General features: G+C 65.3%; 14 protein-coding genes. 5 read left to right on the top strand and 9 right to left on the bottom strand.

Going from position 1 to position 17,294, the window contains the following annotated elements:
• The first annotated feature begins 7 nt into the window (after nt 1-7).
• Nucleotides 8-1,516, top strand: coding sequence for a tripartite tricarboxylate transporter permease (locus MTX19_RS07010; protein ID WP_280982990.1), 1,509 nt, complete (start codon nt 8-10; stop codon nt 1,514-1,516).
• 345 nt (nt 1,517-1,861) lie between these two features.
• Nucleotides 1,862-2,515, top strand: a complete 654-nt coding sequence (gene petA / locus MTX19_RS07005) for a ubiquinol-cytochrome c reductase iron-sulfur subunit (RefSeq protein WP_280982989.1) — start codon at nt 1,862-1,864, stop codon at nt 2,513-2,515.
• A gap of 114 nt (nt 2,516-2,629) precedes the next feature.
• Here the strand turns inward: petA and MTX19_RS07000 are convergent, their stop codons facing one another.
• The 3 genes from MTX19_RS07000 to MTX19_RS06990 all read right to left on the bottom strand — a co-directional run bounded on the left by MTX19_RS07000 (nt 2,630) and on the right by MTX19_RS06990 (nt 6,490).
• A complete protein-coding gene (locus MTX19_RS07000) occupies nt 2,630-3,475 on the bottom strand; it encodes an IclR family transcriptional regulator (protein ID WP_280982988.1) in 846 nt (281 codons plus the stop codon).
• A gap of 203 nt (nt 3,476-3,678) precedes the next feature.
• The gene (locus tag MTX19_RS06995; RefSeq protein ID WP_280982987.1) at nt 3,679-4,962 is read right to left on the bottom strand and encodes an MFS transporter; all 1,284 of its coding nucleotides are present in this window, start codon (nt 4,960-4,962) and stop codon (nt 3,679-3,681) included.
• Nucleotides 4,963-5,104: 142 nt separating this feature from the next.
• Nucleotides 5,105-6,490 carry a M20 family metallopeptidase gene (locus MTX19_RS06990; protein ID WP_280985903.1) on the bottom strand — a complete coding sequence of 462 codons (1,386 nt, stop codon included), beginning with the start codon at nt 6,488-6,490 and terminating at the stop codon, nt 5,105-5,107.
• Between the two features lie 222 nt (nt 6,491-6,712).
• Between MTX19_RS06990 and MTX19_RS06985 the strand changes: the two genes are divergently transcribed.
• Nucleotides 6,713-8,098, top strand: coding sequence for an LLM class flavin-dependent oxidoreductase (locus MTX19_RS06985; RefSeq protein ID WP_280982985.1), 1,386 nt, complete (start codon nt 6,713-6,715; stop codon nt 8,096-8,098).
• A gap of 262 nt (nt 8,099-8,360) precedes the next feature.
• Here MTX19_RS06985 and MTX19_RS06980 read toward each other — a convergent pair whose 3' ends face one another.
• From MTX19_RS06980 to MTX19_RS06970, 3 genes are all read right to left on the bottom strand, one after another.
• Nucleotides 8,361-10,025, bottom strand: a complete 1,665-nt coding sequence (locus tag MTX19_RS06980; RefSeq protein WP_280982984.1) for a thiamine pyrophosphate-binding protein — start codon at nt 10,023-10,025, stop codon at nt 8,361-8,363.
• A 181-nt stretch (nt 10,026-10,206) separates the two neighbouring features.
• The gene (locus tag MTX19_RS06975) at nt 10,207-10,725 is read right to left on the bottom strand and encodes a GFA family protein (protein WP_280985902.1); all 519 of its coding nucleotides are present in this window, start codon (nt 10,723-10,725) and stop codon (nt 10,207-10,209) included.
• Between the two features lie 265 nt (nt 10,726-10,990).
• Entirely contained in the window at nt 10,991-12,118 is a 1,128-nt protein-coding gene (locus MTX19_RS06970) for an alkene reductase (protein WP_280982982.1), read from the bottom strand.
• Between the two features lie 189 nt (nt 12,119-12,307).
• Between MTX19_RS06970 and MTX19_RS06965 the strand changes: the two genes are divergently transcribed.
• A complete protein-coding gene (locus MTX19_RS06965) occupies nt 12,308-12,691 on the top strand; it encodes a winged helix-turn-helix domain-containing protein (protein WP_280982981.1) in 384 nt (127 codons plus the stop codon).
• Between the two features lie 263 nt (nt 12,692-12,954).
• On the opposite strand, the gene MTX19_RS06960 is transcribed toward MTX19_RS06965, so the two are convergent.
• Nucleotides 12,955-14,451, bottom strand: coding sequence for an aldehyde dehydrogenase family protein (locus tag MTX19_RS06960; RefSeq protein ID WP_280985901.1), 1,497 nt, complete (start codon nt 14,449-14,451; stop codon nt 12,955-12,957).
• 201 nt (nt 14,452-14,652) lie between these two features.
• Between MTX19_RS06960 and MTX19_RS06955 the strand changes: the two genes are divergently transcribed.
• Nucleotides 14,653-15,504 (top strand): SDR family NAD(P)-dependent oxidoreductase, encoded by an 852-nt coding sequence (locus MTX19_RS06955; protein ID WP_280985900.1) that lies wholly within the window; start codon nt 14,653-14,655, stop codon nt 15,502-15,504.
• Nucleotides 15,505-15,622: 118 nt separating this feature from the next.
• Here the strand turns inward: MTX19_RS06955 and MTX19_RS06950 are convergent, their stop codons facing one another.
• Nucleotides 15,623-15,829, bottom strand: a complete 207-nt coding sequence (locus tag MTX19_RS06950; protein ID WP_280975754.1) for a hypothetical protein — start codon at nt 15,827-15,829, stop codon at nt 15,623-15,625.
• 187 nt (nt 15,830-16,016) lie between these two features.
• A complete protein-coding gene (locus MTX19_RS06945) occupies nt 16,017-17,216 on the bottom strand; it encodes a hypothetical protein (RefSeq protein ID WP_280982980.1) in 1,200 nt (399 codons plus the stop codon).
• Nucleotides 17,217-17,294: the final 78 nt, after the last annotated feature.

The following is a 17,294-nucleotide window of genomic DNA, read 5'->3' as shown; positions in this document are numbered from 1 at the left end:
GCTGCCCATGGATACTCTCCTCAACGTCGCCCACGGCCTCGGCGTCGCGCTGCAGCCGGTCAACCTGATCTACTGCTTCATCGGCGTCTTCATCGGCACGCTGGTCGGCGTGCTTCCCGGTATCGGCCCGATCTCGGCGATGTCGCTCTTGTTGCCGGTCACGCTGTCGGGCACGCCGGAGTCCGGCATCATCATGATGGCCGGCATCTATTACGGCTCAATGTACGGCGGCTCGACCACCTCGATCCTGGTCAACATCCCCGGCGAAGCCGCCTCCGTCGTCACCTGCATCGACGGCCACCAGATGGCCAAGCAGGGCCGCGCCGGCCCTGCGCTCGGCATCTCCGCTTTCGGCTCGTTCACCGCCGGCACCTTCGCGCTGGTCGCGCTGATGCTGGTGGCGCCCTCGCTCGCCAGCGTCGCGGTGGCGTTCGGCCCCGCTGAGTATTTCAGCCTGATGGTGCTCGGCCTCGTCGTCCTGACCTTCCTGACCCAGGGCTCGATGGCGAAGGCGCTGCTGATGGCCTGCATCGGCGTCGTGCTCGGCCTCGTCGGGCTCGACAGCGTCACCGCGCAGCCACGGCTGACCTTCGGCCGCATCGAGCTGATCGACGGCATCGGCCTGGTGCCGGTCGTGATGGGCCTGTTCGGCGTCGCCGAGGTGCTGCTCAACACCGAGCAGGCGATCAAGCGCGACATCATCAAGACCAAGATCAGCCAATTGCTGCCGAGCAAGGAAGATTGGAAGGCCAGCGCCGGGCCGGTGTCGCGCGGCACCGTGCTCGGCTTCTTCCTCGGCATCCTGCCGGGCGGCGGCGCTGTCGTGGCGTCGTTTGCGTCCTATGCGCTGGAGAAGCGGCTGTCGAAGCATCCGGAGCGCTTCGGCCATGGCGCGATCGAGGGTGTCGCGGGACCGGAATCGGCCAACAATTCCGCGGCCGGCGGCGCCTTCATTCCGCTGATGACGCTCGGCATTCCGCCGAACGTGGTGATGGCACTCCTGCTCGGCGCCTTCGTGATCCACGGCCTGCAGCCGGGACCGCTCTTGATCTCGCAGAACCCCACCCTGTTCTGGGGCATCGTCGCCAGCATGTATATCGGCAATCTGATGCTGCTCGTGCTCAATCTACCGATGATCGGCATGTGGGTGCAGCTGCTCAGGCTGCCCTACAACGTGCTGTTCCCGCTGATCATCCTGTTCACGATCATCGGCGTCTATTGTTCCAGCAACAACGTCTTCGACGTGCATGTGATGATCGCCTTCGGCGTGATCGGCTATTTCATGCGCAAGCTCGGCTACGAGCCGGCGCCGCTGGTGCTGGCCTTCGTGCTGGGACCGATGCTGGAGAACAATCTGCGCAAGTCGCTGATCCTGTCGCAGGGCGATCTCATGACCTTCGTGGAACGGCCGATCTCGGCGGTCTGTCTTGCGCTGGCGGTGATATTGCTGGTCGGACCGCTGCTGCCGTCATTGCGCAGAAAGCGCGAGCTGGTGGCGCTCGACGAGGGCGCCTGACGCACTGTACTGACGCAGCGCCCCGCACCACGCGGGATGCGCGCGCGAGTTGGAACACGCCACGCGTCGGCCTCAACTTCCCTTGAAGATGGAGCCGAATTAACGAAATGCGGCTGGCTGTCGCGGCAAGCATCGCCACATATTTTATTGCATGCGGTGAAACATCGCTGCGAGACGCAGAACCTTCCGATCCTGGCCACCGATGCCGTCAACGGGATCGTCCGTGCCAGGATCGGTCGGCATGTGTCAACTATCAACAATCTGCAGCAGATCCGGCGGGTTCGCCGAGCTCGATCGCGCGCAACAGTTCCGTCGTCTGCGCTCCTTTCGCAAGGAAGTTCCGCGATGACTGACTCCGCTTCCACGGCAAACGCCCCGACGTCCGGCAAGGCCTCGCGCCGCGACTTTCTCTACATCGCAACCGCCGCCTTCGGCACGGTCGGCGCCGTGGCGTCCCTCGTCCCCATGATCAGCCAGATGAACCCCGACGCCTCGACTCTGGCGGCCGGCGGCCCCGTCGAGCTTGACCTGTCAAAGGTCGCGCCGGGTCAGCAAGTGGTGCTTCGCTGGCGAACCCGGCCCGTATTCGTGACCCACCGCACCCCGGAGGCCGTGCAGAAACTCAAGGACAAGGCGCTGCTTTCCCAATTGGCCGATCCGCAATCGTCCGAGCTGCAGCAGCCGCCCTACGTGCAGAACTGGCATCGCTCGATCAAGCCGGAGTTCGGTGTCATAATCGGCATCTGCACCCATCTCGGCTGCATTCCATTGTACGAGCCGGATCCGAATGCGACGTCGCCTGCGCCAAACTGGCCGGGCGGCTACTTCTGCCCGTGTCACGGCTCCAAATACGATCTCGCCGGGCGCGTGTATCATGGGGTGCCGGCGCCGTATAATCTGCCGGTTCCGCCGCATCATTTCCCGAGCGACACCATGCTCCGCGTCGGCGAGAACCCGCCGAGCTCCCACTTCGACTTTGCTTCCATCAGGCAGATCTAGAGCATGATCCGGAAAAGTGTGAAGCGGTTTTCCGAAAAGATCATGCTCAAACAAGGAGCTAAAGCGCGATGACGATTCAACCCAATCTCATCGCGCTTTAGGCGGCGCGCTGCTTCAGCCCATCTTGGCGACGCGGCCGCTCTGCGGCGCCTGCGCGATCGCGCGCGCCAGCACCTGGGCTTCCTTCTTCAGCATGTCGGCAAGCTCCGCCTCGCGGCGGCGGATGCGGTCGGACGCCGCGCCGATCGAGAGCGCGGCGACCACCTCGCCGGCGTCGTCGCGGACGGGAACGCCGACGCCGCCCATGCCGGGAAACGCGGCGTCGATCAGCACGGTGTGGCCGACCTTGCGCGCCTGTGCGATGCGCTCGCGCAGGAACTTCGGCGTGATGCGCGGCGATTTCGCCAACCGCGGCACGATCACCTCGATGACCGCCTCGATCTCGGCGTCCGGCAGCCAGACCAGAAGCGCCAGCGCGCCGGCGCCGACGCCGAGCGGACGGCGGCTGCCGATCTGCAGATAGTTCGGCTGCAGCGGATGGCTGCCAACCGAGCGCGCGAGATAGAGCGCCTCGACGCCGGAGCGAACCGACAGCAGCGCCGTATCGGCGGAGCGCTCGGACAGCCGCAGCAGGCTCGGCTGCGCCAGCTCGGCGATGTCGACCGAGCGGCGCGCGCCGACCGCCATCACCCGCGCCTCCTGGCCGAGCTCATAGGTCTTGGCGCCGGCGATCCGGCTGACGAAGCCCTCCTCGATCAGCGAGTTGAGGATGCGCAGCGCGGTCGCCTTGTTCAACGAGGTGGTGTCGGCAATGTCGGTCAGCCGCAGCGGCGAACGCTGCGCCAGCACGCGCAGGATCGCGCAGACCTTCTGGATCGCGTTGAACTTGTCTGGCTGCCCTAGCTCCGGAACCGGCCTCTTCCGGCCGGCCCGTGCGGTCGCAGTCGTGGAAGCGTTCATGTCCTGCCTCAATCGCAAAGAGTGATCCGGACACGACATCCGTGATGGACGAGGCCTCCGCGCGGCGCCATCCTAAAGCGGATGGCACTCGCGCGACATCGTATACTTTCGTCAGATGAAACTTTGATTTCAACTAACTACGCTGCTTTGCAGCAACCCTGACTTCGTGAATTTCGCGACACGAAATCAGATTTACGATGCGGCTAGGCCAGCCGCATCCGGCGGATGGTGACGAGCGCGCCGAGGCTCAGGATGCAGACGGCGGTGAGATAGTAGCCCGGCGCGAGCTCGCCGATCAGCGCGAAGCCGCCCATCCAGGTCATGATCGCCGGCCCCATGCCGCCGAACACGGTGACGCCGATATTATAGCTGAGGCCGAGCCCGGTCGCACGCGTCTGTGGCGGAAACAGTTCTGACATCAGCGCGGCGAGCGGCCCGTAATACAGCGATTTGAGGACACCGAGCCAGAGCACGCCGAGCAGAATGATTGCCGGCGTCGGCTTGCCCGTGAGCAGCAGGAAGGCCGGAAAGATCGAGACCAGGAGCAGCAGCGCGAACAGGATCATGTGCGTGGTCCGCCCGATCCTGTCGGAGACCATGCCGGCAATCGGCGCCAGCAGCGCGACGGCTGTCTGCGCGGCGAACGAGGCGATGAACCCGACCGACGGCGGCAGGTTGAGCGTCTTCACCACATAGGTCGGCATGTAGACGATGAGGTAGTTGACCGCGGTCGATACCGCGAGCGCGCCGATGGCGAGGATGGTGGCGAGCTTCTGCCGCGCGAACACTTCGACGACCGGCGATTCCTGCTTTTCAGCCGGTGGCGGGCTCGCGTCGTCGACATGGTTGCGGATGTAGATGCCGACCGGGCCGATCAGGACGCCGAACAGGAACGGCAGCCGCCAGCCCCAGGATTGCAGATCCTCCGGGCTCAGCAGCGAGGTGAGCAGCGCGCCGAACCCCGCTCCCAACAGGCCGCTGACGCCCTGGCTTGCGAACTGCCAGCTCGCGACGAAGCCGCGCCGCTCCGGCATGTGCTCGACCAGGAAGGCGGTGGAGGAGCCGAATTCGCCGCCGGCGGAGAATCCCTGCACCAGCCGCGCCAGAATCACCGCGACCGGCGCCACGACGCCGATCGTCTGGTAGGTCGGCGTCAGCGCGAGCGCCAGCGTGCCTGATGTCATCAGCACGATCGACAGCATCAGCGAGGCCTTGCGGCCGTGCCGGTCGGCATAGGCGCCGAGCACGATGCCGCCGATCGGGCGGACCAGGAACGACAGGCCGAAGCTGCCGAAGGTCAGCAGCAGTGAGGTGGTCGGATCGTTCGCCGGAAAGAACGCCTTCGAGAGGTAAACCGCGAAATAGGCGTAGACCGCGATGTCGTACCATTCGAGCGCATTGCCGACCGAGGTCGCGACGATCAGCTTGGTGATGTTCTTTTTGGCGGCAACGTCGATTTGGGAGTTGAGCGGCGTCGATAGTGTCATCTCGTTTCCTTGGCCGGATCAGCCAGCTGTCTCTCAACGCGTCATGGCCGGGCTCGTCCCGGCCATCCACGTCTTGGTAGCAGAAAGAAAGACGTGGATGCCCGGCACGAGGCCGGGCATGACGGATGTAAAGTCCACGCCGTTACGATTTGCGCGGCGTCTCGCCGAGATCCCAGAACAGGCCCGCCATGATGGTGAGCGCCTCCTCTGTGACCGGCAGCAGGATGTGCTCGTCGGGCGCGTGCTGCGAGCAGCCGGGATAGGAATGCGGCACCCAGATCGTCGGCAGGCCGAGGCCTTCCGAGAACACGTCGTTCGGCAGCGAGCCGCCGAAATTCGGCAACACCGCCGGCGCCTTGCCGGTGGTGTTGCGGATGGAATTGGCCGCCCAATCGATCCACGGGCTGTCCATGTCGGTGCGCGAGGCGGCAAAGCGCTGCGTGCCGGAGACCTCGACCATCGGAAAACCGTTCTTGTGCAGATAGTCGCGCACTGCGTCGATCACCTCGAGATATCTGGTGCCGACGACGGAGCGGAGTTGCAGCACGGCGCTCGCCTTGCCGGGAATCGCATTGGCCGGCTTCTCGATATTGCCTGACGACATCGCCAGCACTTCGAGCGTGTTCCAGGCATAGAGCCGCTCGGCCGGCGTCAGCCCCTCCTCGCCCCAGTCCGGCGACAGCGCGAGCTCGTCCGCCGTCGGCTCGACCTTGACGTCGGCGAGCGCGGCGCGGACCCGGTTGGAGATCGGCGGGGGTTTGAGGATCTCGAGCTTCATGCGGCCCTTGCCGTCGACCAGGCTCGCGATCGCATTCGCCAGGATCGTGGCGGGGTTGGCGAGCACGCCGCCCCAATTGCCGGAATGGTTGCCGCCCTCGCGCAGATTGACATCGAGATGGATGCGGTTGCCGCCACGGCAGCCGAGGAAGATGGTCGGGCGTTCCGCCGACAGCCGCGGCCCGTCGGAGGCCACGAACAGGTCGGCCTTCAGCTCTTCGCGATGCGCTTCGCAGACCTCGCGCAGATCGGGCGAGCCGATCTCCTCGCCGGTCTCGATGATGAACTTCGCGTTGAAGCCGAGCTTGCCGCCGCGCGCCTGCCGCACGGCACGCAGCGCGGCCATGTTGATCGAATGCTGGCCCTTGTTGTCGGCGGTGCCGCGGCCATAGGCGCGCTCGCCCTTGACCGTGATCTGCCAGGGATTGAGCCCGTCGCGCCATTCGCCGACCATGCCGTCGACGACGTCGCCATGGCCGTAGGTCAACACGGTCGGCCGCGAGGCATCTTCCTGATGGTCGGCGATCAGATAGGGCCCGCGGCCGGTCGGTGATTCGATAAGCCGGGTCTTGAAATCGAGCTCGACGAAGGCCGGTTGCAGGTTCTCGACCAGATAGGCGCGCAGGGCATCGGCCTTGTCGGCATTCAGGCTCTCGGTCTGGTAGCCGACCCTGCGGTCCAGCTCTTTAAGGAACTGTCCCGATTGAAAATGCTCTCGCGCGATTGCGATTGCGTCGGCCCGTGTCGCCATGATTGTCCCTTCGTCCGCTCAAGTCTCAGCATGATCGCATCGCAAATTCGTTTCGCAGCGCCGGATCATGCTCTGGCCTCCAACCTATCGGGATCGGATCGCGGGAGGAAGTGCCGCGATCGCGAATGGCCCTTGCCAAAACAGGGGAAGTCGCAACAAGCTGATCGCTCGAAAAGCCCGACGACCGGCCGGGCTTCACTGACGTGCGTCCAGGTTACAACGATGACAAAGCAAATCCGGCTCAACGCCTTTGCCATGAACTGCGTGGCGCATCAGTCGCCGGGGCTGTGGACTCACCCGCGCGACCGCACCAAGGATTACAACAAGCTGTCCTACTGGATCGATCTGGCGAAGACGCTGGAGCGCGGCCGGTTCGACGGACTGTTCCTCGCCGACGTGCTCGGCGTCTACGATGTCTATGCCAATAGTCCCGATGCGGCGCTGCGCAATGCGGCGCAAACCCCGGCCAACGAGCCCTTGATGCTGATCCCGGCGATGGCCGCGGTGACCGAGAATCTCGGCTTCGGCGTCACCAGCAACCTCTCCTTCGAGCCGCCCTACCCGTTCGCGCGGCGGATGTCGACGCTCGATCATTTAACCGGCGGCCGGGTCGGCTGGAACGTGGTGACCGGCTATCTGGACAGCGCGGCGCGCGGCGCCGGCAAGGACAAGCAGACCGCGCATGACGACCGCTATGAGCTCGCCGACGAATATATGGAGCTGGTCTACAAGCTCTGGGAAGGCAGCTGGGAGGACGACGCCGCGATCCGCGACGTCGCCAGCGGCATCTTCACGGATCCAAAGAAGGTGCACCCCGTGCATCACGAGGGCAAGAACTACCGGCTCAACGCGATCCATCTCTCGGAGCCGTCGCCGCAGCGCACGCCGGTGCTCTACCAGGCCGGGACTTCGCCGCGCGGGCGGCAGTTCGCGGCCGAGCATGCCGAATGCGTCTTCATGTCGGGCCCGTCGTCGAAGGTGATCGGCCCGCGGGTGTCCGCGATCCGCGAGCTTGCCGCCGCGAAAGGACGCAACCCGGCCGAGATCCTGATGTTCTCGATGATGTGCATCGTCGTCGCTCCGACCGAAGCGGAGGCGAAGGCGAAATACGCGGAGTATCGCAGCCACATCAGTCACGAGGGCGCGCTGGCGTTGATGTCGGGCTGGACCGGCGTCGACTTCTCCACCTATGCGCTGGACCAGGAGGTGCGGCACGTGCAGAACGACGCCGGACGGTCTGCGATGGACAACGTCACCCGCGCCGATCCTGATCGGGTCTGGACCGTGCGTGAGGTCGCCGAGCATGTCGGCATCGGCGGCGCCGGCCCCGTGGTGGTCGGCTCGCCCGAGCAGGTCGCCGACAAGATCGAGCAGTGGTTCGAGGAGACCGATGTCGACGGCCTCAATGTCGCGTTTGCGATCTCGCCCGGCGATTTCGAGGATATCGCCGACATGCTGGTGCCGGAACTGACCAGGCGCGGCCGCTACAAGCACGAATACGCCAAGGGCACGCTGCGGGAGAAGCTGTTTGGGGCTGGGCGAGCAAGGCTCGACGGGACGCATCCTGGGAGCCGTTATCGCGTCAAGCCGCGTGCCGCCGCGAAGTAATTCCAACAGTCATTGCGAACGCAGCGAAGCAATCCATCTGTCCGCGCTCGCCTATGCATGGATTGCTTCGTCGCTTCGCTCCTCGCAATGACGGCTTACCCACATCTGGCAGTCCCGTCATCCTGAGGTGCGAGCCTTGCAGCGCGCTTGCGCTGCCGGGCGAGCCTCGAAGGATCGACGGCCACTGGCGGGGCCGTGCATCCTTCGAGGCTCGCTGCGCGAGCGCCTCAGGATGACGGTGATGGAGAACGCGCGGCGGCGCTTAATTCACCGCATTGCTCACTACCACCTCGATCAGCTTCGCCTCCGGGCGGCTGAACGCCGACTTCATCGCGCTCTTCAGCTCCTGCGGGTCCGTGATCTTGATCGCCTCGAGCCCGAGCGAGCGCGCGATGCCGGTGAAATCGACCGGCGGGTCGATGAAATCCATGCCGACATAATGATCGTCGCCGTGGAAGGCGAGCAGGCGCTGCTTGATGATGCGATAGCCACCATTGTTGACGATGACGAAGGTGAGCGGCAGCTTGTGATTGGCCGCGGTCCACAGCGACTGGATCGAATACATCGAAGAGCCGTCGCCGGAATAGCAGACCACCGGACGCTGCGGATTGGCGAGGCTGACGCCGACCGCGGCCGGCAGGCCCCAGCCGATGCCGCCCGAGGCAAGCGCGTGATAGCCATAGCGGTCGCGATGCGGCCTTAGGCCGATGATCTGGCGCGACGAGGTCAGGCCCTCGTCGACCAGAATCGCGTTGTCGGGCATCGCCTCGACGACCTGCAGCGCGAGCCAGTCCGGATCGATCGGCGAGGTGTGGCTGGCCTTCGAGATTTGCTCGACCAGCGCCTTGCGCTTCGCAGCCCAATTCTTAGGTGCGAGCGCCGCGAGCCCCTGCCTGGCGCGCGCCTCCAGCGCGCTGCCACCGGCCTGCTTCAGTGCCGGTACCAGCGCGCGCAGCGTTTCCCTGACGTCGGCCTTGACCGCGATCTCGGCGCCATAGTTCCTGGCGAGATCGCTGTCGACGAGACCGACCTGCACGATGGACAGTCCGTCCGGCAGCGGATCGACCTCACTGTAGACAGACATCCGCAAGGGATCGCCGCCGAGCGCGATCAGGAGATCGTGGGGCGCTAGCACGTCACGGGCGACCTTCTGCAGGCGCGCGATCGCGCCCATGAAGCACGGACTTTCAGAGAGGAAATGCGCACCATAGGGCGTCGACGATTGCCAGGCCGGGCAGCCCAGCGTCTCCGCGAGATCGGCGGCCTCGCGCAGCGCATCGCTCTTGACGATCTCGTCGCCGACAATGATCACCGGCCGCTCGGCTTTCAGGATGCGCGCGGCCAGCGCCTTCAGCGAGTCGTCCGACGACCTGACGCGGGTATCGACGCGGGTGGAGCGGCCGAGTTCGATACCGGCCTCGGAATTGAGGATATCGCCGGGCAGCGAGATGAACACCGGCCCCGTGGGCGGCGTGGTCGCGATCTTGGCGGCGCGGCGCACGACCCGCGGCAGGTCCTCCAGGCGCGTCACCTCTACCGCCCATTTGACGAGCGGCGTCGCCATCTGCACCAGCGGGCCATAGAGCACCGGCTCCGTCAGCCCATGGCCCTGCTCCTGCTGACCGGCGGTGAGGATCAGCGGCGTACCGGTGAAGCTTGCGTTGTAGAGCGAGCCCATCGCGTTGCCGAGGCCCGGCGCGACATGGACGTTGCAGGCGACGAGCTTGCCCGAAGCGCGGCTGAATCCGTCGGCCATCGCGACAACCAGGCTCTCCTGCATCGCCATCACGTAGGTGAGATCAGGATGGTCCTTCAGCGCGTGCATGATCGGCAATTCGGTGGTGCCGGGATTGCCGAACAGATGCGTGACACCCTCGTCCTTCAACAGCGCCAGGAACGCCGAGCGGCCGGTAATGCGATTCTTCATGTTTCCTCCACGCCTGCGAACGCGTTGGCCCGCGGGATGGGAGATGACCAAACTTGCGCGGCGGGAGCAATCGAGCGGTCGATCATGGCTGCATTCCGCAGGCGCGCGCCTGGAGCTTTGGTTCCGACTGAATCAGAACCAAAGCTTCACGCGAACCGTGCCCACTTCGCTCGAAATCGCTTCAGAACATCCCTTCCCGCTCGCTGCGCTTCTTCTTTTTCGAGCGCTGCCAGACCACGCCGGGATAGCCTTTCAGCGGCACCAGCGGCTCGCCGGTATAGGCCCATTCCTGCAGTTCCTCGATCGCGATGTGATAGAGCGGTTGCCGGCCGGTGCGCCCGGAAAACAGCGCGCGCGGGATGTTGACCATGTGCGGGGCGCGCGCCCGCTCGTAGATGACGGGCGTGCCGCAGGTGGTGCAGAAGCTGCGCGCGGTCCTGGTCGCCGGATCCTCGTAACGCGAGAGCTCGCTTGCGCCTTGCGTGATGCGGAACCGCTTGCGCCAGCTTCCGACATAGGTCGCATAGGCCGAGCCATGCGCGCGGCGGCTGGCCTGCGTGTGGTCATGCCATGCCCAGCGCGCTGGCACGTCGATCTCGAAGCACACCTTGCCGCACAGGCACTGCCCCGCGGCAGGCTTGGCCAGCGCCACGGGTTTCGGCTTTTTTGCCGGCGCAAATTCATCGTCTTCCGGAAACATCGGGGTCGCTCCATTCACCCACCGTCATTGCGAGGAGTGAAAGCGACGACTTGTCCGCCGAAGCCTTGGCGAAGGCGGAAGCAATCCATCGCTCCTCGTACGCCGACATATGGATTGCTTCGCTTCGCTCGCAATGACGAGCACCGCAATCATTGTAGCCCGGATGCAGCGCAGCGAAATCCGGGGACCGTTGATCAGTAGATGCAGCGGCCCCGGATTACGCGGAGCCTGTCATCGGGCGCGCATTCGCGCGGGCTACGAGGACTTACGCCTGTGCCAACTCGCCGTGCACGGGATAATCCGTGTACCCCTTCTCCTCGCCGCCGTAGAAGGTGGCGCGGTTATACGGCGTCAGCGGATAGCCACGTTCGAGGCGGTGCGGCAGGTCCGGGTTGGAGATGAAGTAGCGGCCGAAGGCGATCGCGTCGGCATGGCCCTCGGTGATCGCGCTCTGCGCATTCTCGCCGAGAAAGTTACCGGCCGTCACCAGCACGCCGCTCCACATCGGGCGGTACAGCACCATCGCCGACGGCACGTTCTGCCAGTTGACCTCCGCACGCCCCGTGCCGGAGGCGCGCGGCTCGATGAAATGCAGATAGGCGAGCCCGAGCTTGTCCAGCGCCTTGATGGCGTGGCTGTACAGCGGCATCGGGTCGGCCTCGCCGCTGCCATTGGCGATGCCGTAGGGCGACAACCGCACGCCGACGCGGTGGTCGGCGCCCCATACGTCGATTGCGGCCTGCGTCACCTCCAGCAGGAAGCGGACGCGGTTCTCGATCGAGCCGCCATATTGATCGGTACGGAGGTTGCTGCGCGACTGCAGGAACTGCTCGACCAGATAGCCGTTGGCGCCGTGGATCTCGACGCCGTCGAAGCCGGCGGCGAGCGCATTCTTCGCGGCCTGGCGGTAGGCCTCGACCATCAGCGGGATCTCGCTGGTCTCGAGTGCGCGCGGCGTCTCGTACGGGACAACCTTGCCATCGGCTGTCATCGTCTTGAGCTCGGGGATCGCCACCGCCGACGGTGCGACCGGCAGCGCTCCGCCCGGCTGGAACGAGGAGTGCGAAACGCGGCCGACGTGCCAGAGCTGCAGGAAGATGAAACCGCCCTTGGCATGGACGGCATTCACGACCTTGCGCCAGCCGGCGATCTGGGCCTCGGTGTAGATGCCAGGAACGCCGGGATTGCCGAAGCCGGTCTCAACTACAGGCGAGGCCTCGGCGATGATCAACCCGCCCCGGGTGGCACGCTGCGCGTAATATTCCGCGTTCAGCGGCCGCGGCGCGAGGCTCGGCCTCGCTGCCCGCATCCGGGTGAGCGGCGCCATCACGACGCGGTGCTTGAGCTGATAGGGACCGATTTTGAGCGGAGAGAACAGCGACGGAGGATTCATGCCTGCCCCAAATAATTCTTATGTGGTTTCCCGTTATATGCTGGGCATGATCTGTTCGGAAAACCGGTTTCCACTTTGCGCTGGCGCGGCCCTCCGGGTCCGGATCATGCCCGTTATCTAACGGGTTCATCTTGTTCGCAAATGCAGGTAGTGGCAATCTGGTTGCCAAGGCGAGAAAGCAGACACTCCATGCCGAAATCGAGCGCCACATCGCTCCCCTCCCTCAGCGTCCGCATCGACCTCGATGCCCAGGACCGGATCGGGCCGGGCAAGATTCAGCTCCTGGAAAACATCCGGGAATGCGGCTCGATCTCCGCCGCCGGCCGCGCCATGGACATGAGCTACAAGCGCGCCTGGGATCTCGTCGACGAGATCAACCGCATCTGCCGGCAGGCTGCGGTGGAACGGCAGACCGGCGGCAAGAATGGCGGCGGCGCGGTGCTGACGCCGTTCGGCCTCTCGCTGGTGGCGCGCTACCGGAAGATCGAGCGCGACGCGGCGCTCGCCGTGCGCAAGGACCTCGAGGCGCTGCGCAGCGACATCGGCAAGCCGAAGAAGGCTGTGGGGCGGTAGAAGCAGGAACGGCGGCCGTCGCAGGGGCGCGTTGTGAAAATATCGAAAACAACCCCATGCAAAGTAGCCGGCGGCGGCCGGCGTTCCCTACTAAGCTCACCTTACCGAGAATAGGCTCCCTCGCCCCGCTCTTGCGGGGAGAGGGTTGGGGTGAGGGGCTGCCTCCACGAGCAAGCCGAGGGTTTGAGACCTGTACCCCCTCACCCGCCGCGCAAGAGCGCGGCGACCTCTCCCCGCAAGCGGGGAGAGGTAAGAAGCACCAGCTAGCCCGTCTTGATCCAGACCGCCTTGACGTTGAGGTACTCCTCGACGTGCTGCTTGCCGGACTCGCGGCCGTAGCCGCTCATCTTGTAGCCGCCGAACGGCACCGCCGGGTCCATGGCCTGGTAGCAATTGACCCAGACTGAGCCGGCGCGCAGCGCCTTCGCGACCTGGTGCGCCTTGCTGACATTGGTGGTCCACACGCCCGAGCCAAGCCCGAAGGTCGTGGCATTGGCGCGCTTGATCAATTCGTCCGGATCCTTGAACGAGATCGCCGAGATCACCGGTCCGAAGATCTCCTCCTGCGCGATGCGCATGGTGTCCTGCACATTGGCGAACACCGTCGGCTGCACGAAATAGCCCTTCGACAGAGCGCCCTCCGTGAGACGCCCGCCGCCGGCAACAGCCCTGGCGCCTTCCTTCTGGCCGATCTCGAGATAACCAGACACGCGCTCCATCTGCTGTTGCGACACCAGCGGGCCGATCTGGGTGTTGGGATCGAGGCCGTTGCCGACCTGCAGCTTCTTGCCGAACTCGGCGACGCGGCCGACGAATTCGTCATAGACCTTCTGCTCGACGAACAGCCGAGTGCCGGCGCTGCAGATCTGGCCGGAATTGGCGAACACCGCCATCGCCGCGCCCGGAACCGCCGCGTCGAGATCGGCGTCGGCAAACACGATGTCCGGCGACTTGCCGCCAAGCTCGAGCGAGACGCGCTTGAGGTTGCCGGCCGAGGCGCGGATGATCGACTGGCCCGTGAGGTGCGAGCCGGTGAAGGCGACCTTGTCGACATCCGGATGGGACGCGAGCGCTGCGCCCGCGGTCTCGCCATAGCCCGGCACGACGTTGACGACGCCGGGCGGAATGCCGGCCTCCATGCAGAGCTCGGCGATGCGCAGCGAGGTCAGCGGCGATTCCTCGGCGGGCTTCAGCACCACGGTGCAGCCGGTCGCGATCGCAGGACCAATCTTCCAGATCGTCGCAGTCAGCGGCCCGTTCCACGGGATGATGGCGCCGACCACGCCGATCGGCTCCTTCAGCGTGTAGGAGAAGATCTCGCCGGGCAGCGAGTTCTCGATGGTCTCGCCATGGATCGCGGTCGCCTGGCCCGCGTAATAGCGCAACATGCCGAGCGCGCGCAGCCGGTTGCCGCGGGTGCGGCTGATCGGCGCGCCCATGTCGAGCGTATCGAGCTGGGACAATTCCTCGAAATTCGCTTCGACGAGATCGGCAAGCTTGAGCAGCAGGTTCTGCCGCTCATACGGCTTGACCTTGCTCCAGGCACCCTCGAATGCCCGGCGCGCGGCGGCGACCGCACGGTTGATATCTTCCGCATCGCCCTCGGCGACGGTCGCGAGCAGCTCGCCGGTCGCGGGGTTATGCGTTTCGAACTTCTTGCCAGAGGCGGCGTCGACCCATTTGCCGTCGATCAGCATCTTCTTGTAGGAGCCATCGGCATAAGGATGGCGCGTGATCGGAACAGCCTGCGAAACAGCCATGTTTGCACTCCCTGTAAATGTCGGCTGAAGTCGTTTGGAAGCGTTATATCTCGAATTCTACAGCGCAGGCGCGAAACCGTAAAGCCGCGCGGGCGTTGAACAGGACGGCGCGCACGAAAACCTCCCATGCGCCTGCGTACATGGCGCGCGCGTTATGCTAGCGTTGTAAGTGTCAGCCACATATGTGTCCGGAGACCGTCGATGCCTCATCCCGCGATATCGCCAAATCATGTTGCCGTGATCACCGGAGGCGCATCCGGCATCGGGCTTGCCGCCGCACTGCGCTTCGCGAAGGCCGGCATGAAGGTCTGCATCGCCGATCTCGGCGATAACAGGCTGAAGGATGCTACGACGAAACTGTCATCTGCGGCACCGGGCGGTGCGGCCGACATCATGACCGCGGCGGTCGACGTCAGCCGCGCCGACGAGGTCGCGGGCCTCGAGGCGGCGGTCGCAAAACGCTTCGGCGGCACCGACATCCTGATGAACAATGCCGGCATCCAGCCCGGCAGCACGACGTTCGGACCCGCCGACAACTGGCAGCGCATCCTCGCCGTCAATCTGTGGGGCGTGATCAACGGCACGCAGGCCTTCGCGCCCAACATGATCAAGCGCGGCAAGCCGGGGCTGATCATCAACACCGGCTCCAAGCAAGGAATCACCACGCCGCCCGGCGATCCCGCCTACAATGTCTCCAAGGCCGGCGTGAAGGCGTTCACCGAGGCGCTGCAGCACGAATTGCGCAACACCGACGGCTGCAAGATATCAGCGCATCTGTTGATCCCGGGCTTCGTCTTCACCGGGCTGACCGCGCGCGGCCGCACCGAGAAGCCGGCAGGCGCCTGGACCGCAGAGCAGACCGTCGACTTCATGATCGAACGGCTCGAGGCGGGCGATTTCTACATCCTCTGCCCCGACAACGACGTGCCGCGCGCGCTCGACGAGCGCCGCATCCTCTGGGCCGCGGGAGATATCGTCGAGAACCGCCCCGCGCTGTCGCGCTGGCATCCGGATTACGCGGATGCGTTCGCGGCATTTGTGAAGGGGAAGTGAGAGCCTGTGCGGTGGGTTAGCCGCAGGCGTAACCCACCAACTTCATGGTGAACCAAATTGGTGGGTTACGCTTCGCTAACCCACGCTACGGGATTTTCCCGATCGCTCAGGGCAATGCTCAGAGCGTTTCCTGCTTGTGACCGCACTGCTTGCAGGCGAATTTGACGCGGGACTGGCCCTTTTCCGCCTGCACGCGGTTCGGCGCGCCGCATTTGCCGCAGACGGCCTCGATCCGGGTCATGCCCTGCTTGACGACGAGGTTCCGCTTTTCCATGGTTTCGCGGATCAGGCGCTCGGCCTCCTCACGCATCGACTGCTTCGACATAAATCCACACCGGTCGTTGGTTTGCGGGCGGCGTCATAGCACGATCGCATGAAACTTTGACAGCGGAGATATCGGGCAGCACGCGTGAGGCGCTCGGACAATCAGCCAGTCGACCAGCAGCCTAAAATGCCGGGGTTTTGGCCATTGTTCGGGGCCGTCCTGCGATCCCCCTTCCGGATTTCGAGCATCATTTGGCCTCCGGCGTCAGCGCCAGCAGCCGCCGCACCAGCGCCAGCGCGGTCTCGGTGGCGGGATCGGCCGCCGTCACCGGCACCGCCAGCACGATCAGGTCGAGCGGATCATGGGCGAGCACGATGACATGCGTGGCGCTGTTGGCCGTCAGCAGCGAGACCATGCGCTCGACCGCAGGCTCGATCGGCGACAGCCCCCATGGAGCGTCGGAACGGCGGAGCACGCGCCGGGGCGACAGGAAGTCGCGGAGCAGCAGCGGATCGTAAGCGGCGAGCTCGCTTTCGCGGAAGCGACGCGCGCTTTCGAAGATCGGATGACGTGCAAGCTCGGCGATCAGCTGCTCCCGCGTCTGCGCCGGCGACGCCGCGACCGAATTGAGCACGCCCGGCTCCTGCGATTCGAACAGCGCGCGCAGCGCGTCCGTCATCAAGCCGATGGTGAGCACGCCGGCAATCGCGACGGCGACGAAACGAACGATCTGCGCCGCATCGACATCGGGCGCCATAAAGGCGGCGGCAAATCCGAGCAAGCCCGAACCGATCAGCCGCAGCGCCATCATCGCCAGTCCATGCCGGCGCGTCTCGGCCCCGCCGCCTGCGATCAGCATCACGGTCACGGTCAACAGCGTGCCAAGGGCGCCGAGCCGCACCGGAATGTGCGGAAATAACGTGCGAAAGTCGGTGAGGATGAACGGGATCACCAGCAGCGCGCCGACCGCGAGCCGCCCGATGCTGCGATTTTCCGTGGCCATCAGCGCCGAGCGGTCGCGCGTCGCGAGCAGAACGGCGCAGGTCGCGAAGCCCGATAGCTGGAACAGCGCCAGCGTGATCGCATAGGGCATCACGAAGCGCTGCAGGCCGAGCAAGCCGCCGAGGCCGAGCAGGATGCCGCCGCCGAGCGCCGCGATCTTCACCGCGCGCGGCGCATGCCGCCGCAAAATGCCCTCGGTGACGATCAGGGCGCCGAGCGGGATCAACGAGGCCGGGATCACCGAGAGGCGATCGAGCAGCCGGCTTCCGGTCCACCACGCCAGGCCCCGATCCAGGAACAGGATCGCGATCACGCCGAGCGCGAACAACAGACGCCGGGTCAGCGGGCTCCTGGGGTCGCGGCGATAGAATGTCATCATCGCCACGGCAAGCCCGATGGCGCCGCAGAGATTGACGATGGAATCGGCGATCACGCCCGACGTCATGGTCCGCCCGTCGGATGATCGATGGCTTCGGCGCCAGCTTCTGCCGTCGCGCGGCCGGTAAACGAGTCGTGGTCAAAA

The organism is Bradyrhizobium sp. ISRA464 (assembly GCF_029910095.1).
Taxonomy (GTDB): domain Bacteria; phylum Pseudomonadota; class Alphaproteobacteria; order Rhizobiales; family Xanthobacteraceae; genus Bradyrhizobium.
This window is presented reverse-complemented; position numbering and strand designations above follow the sequence as displayed.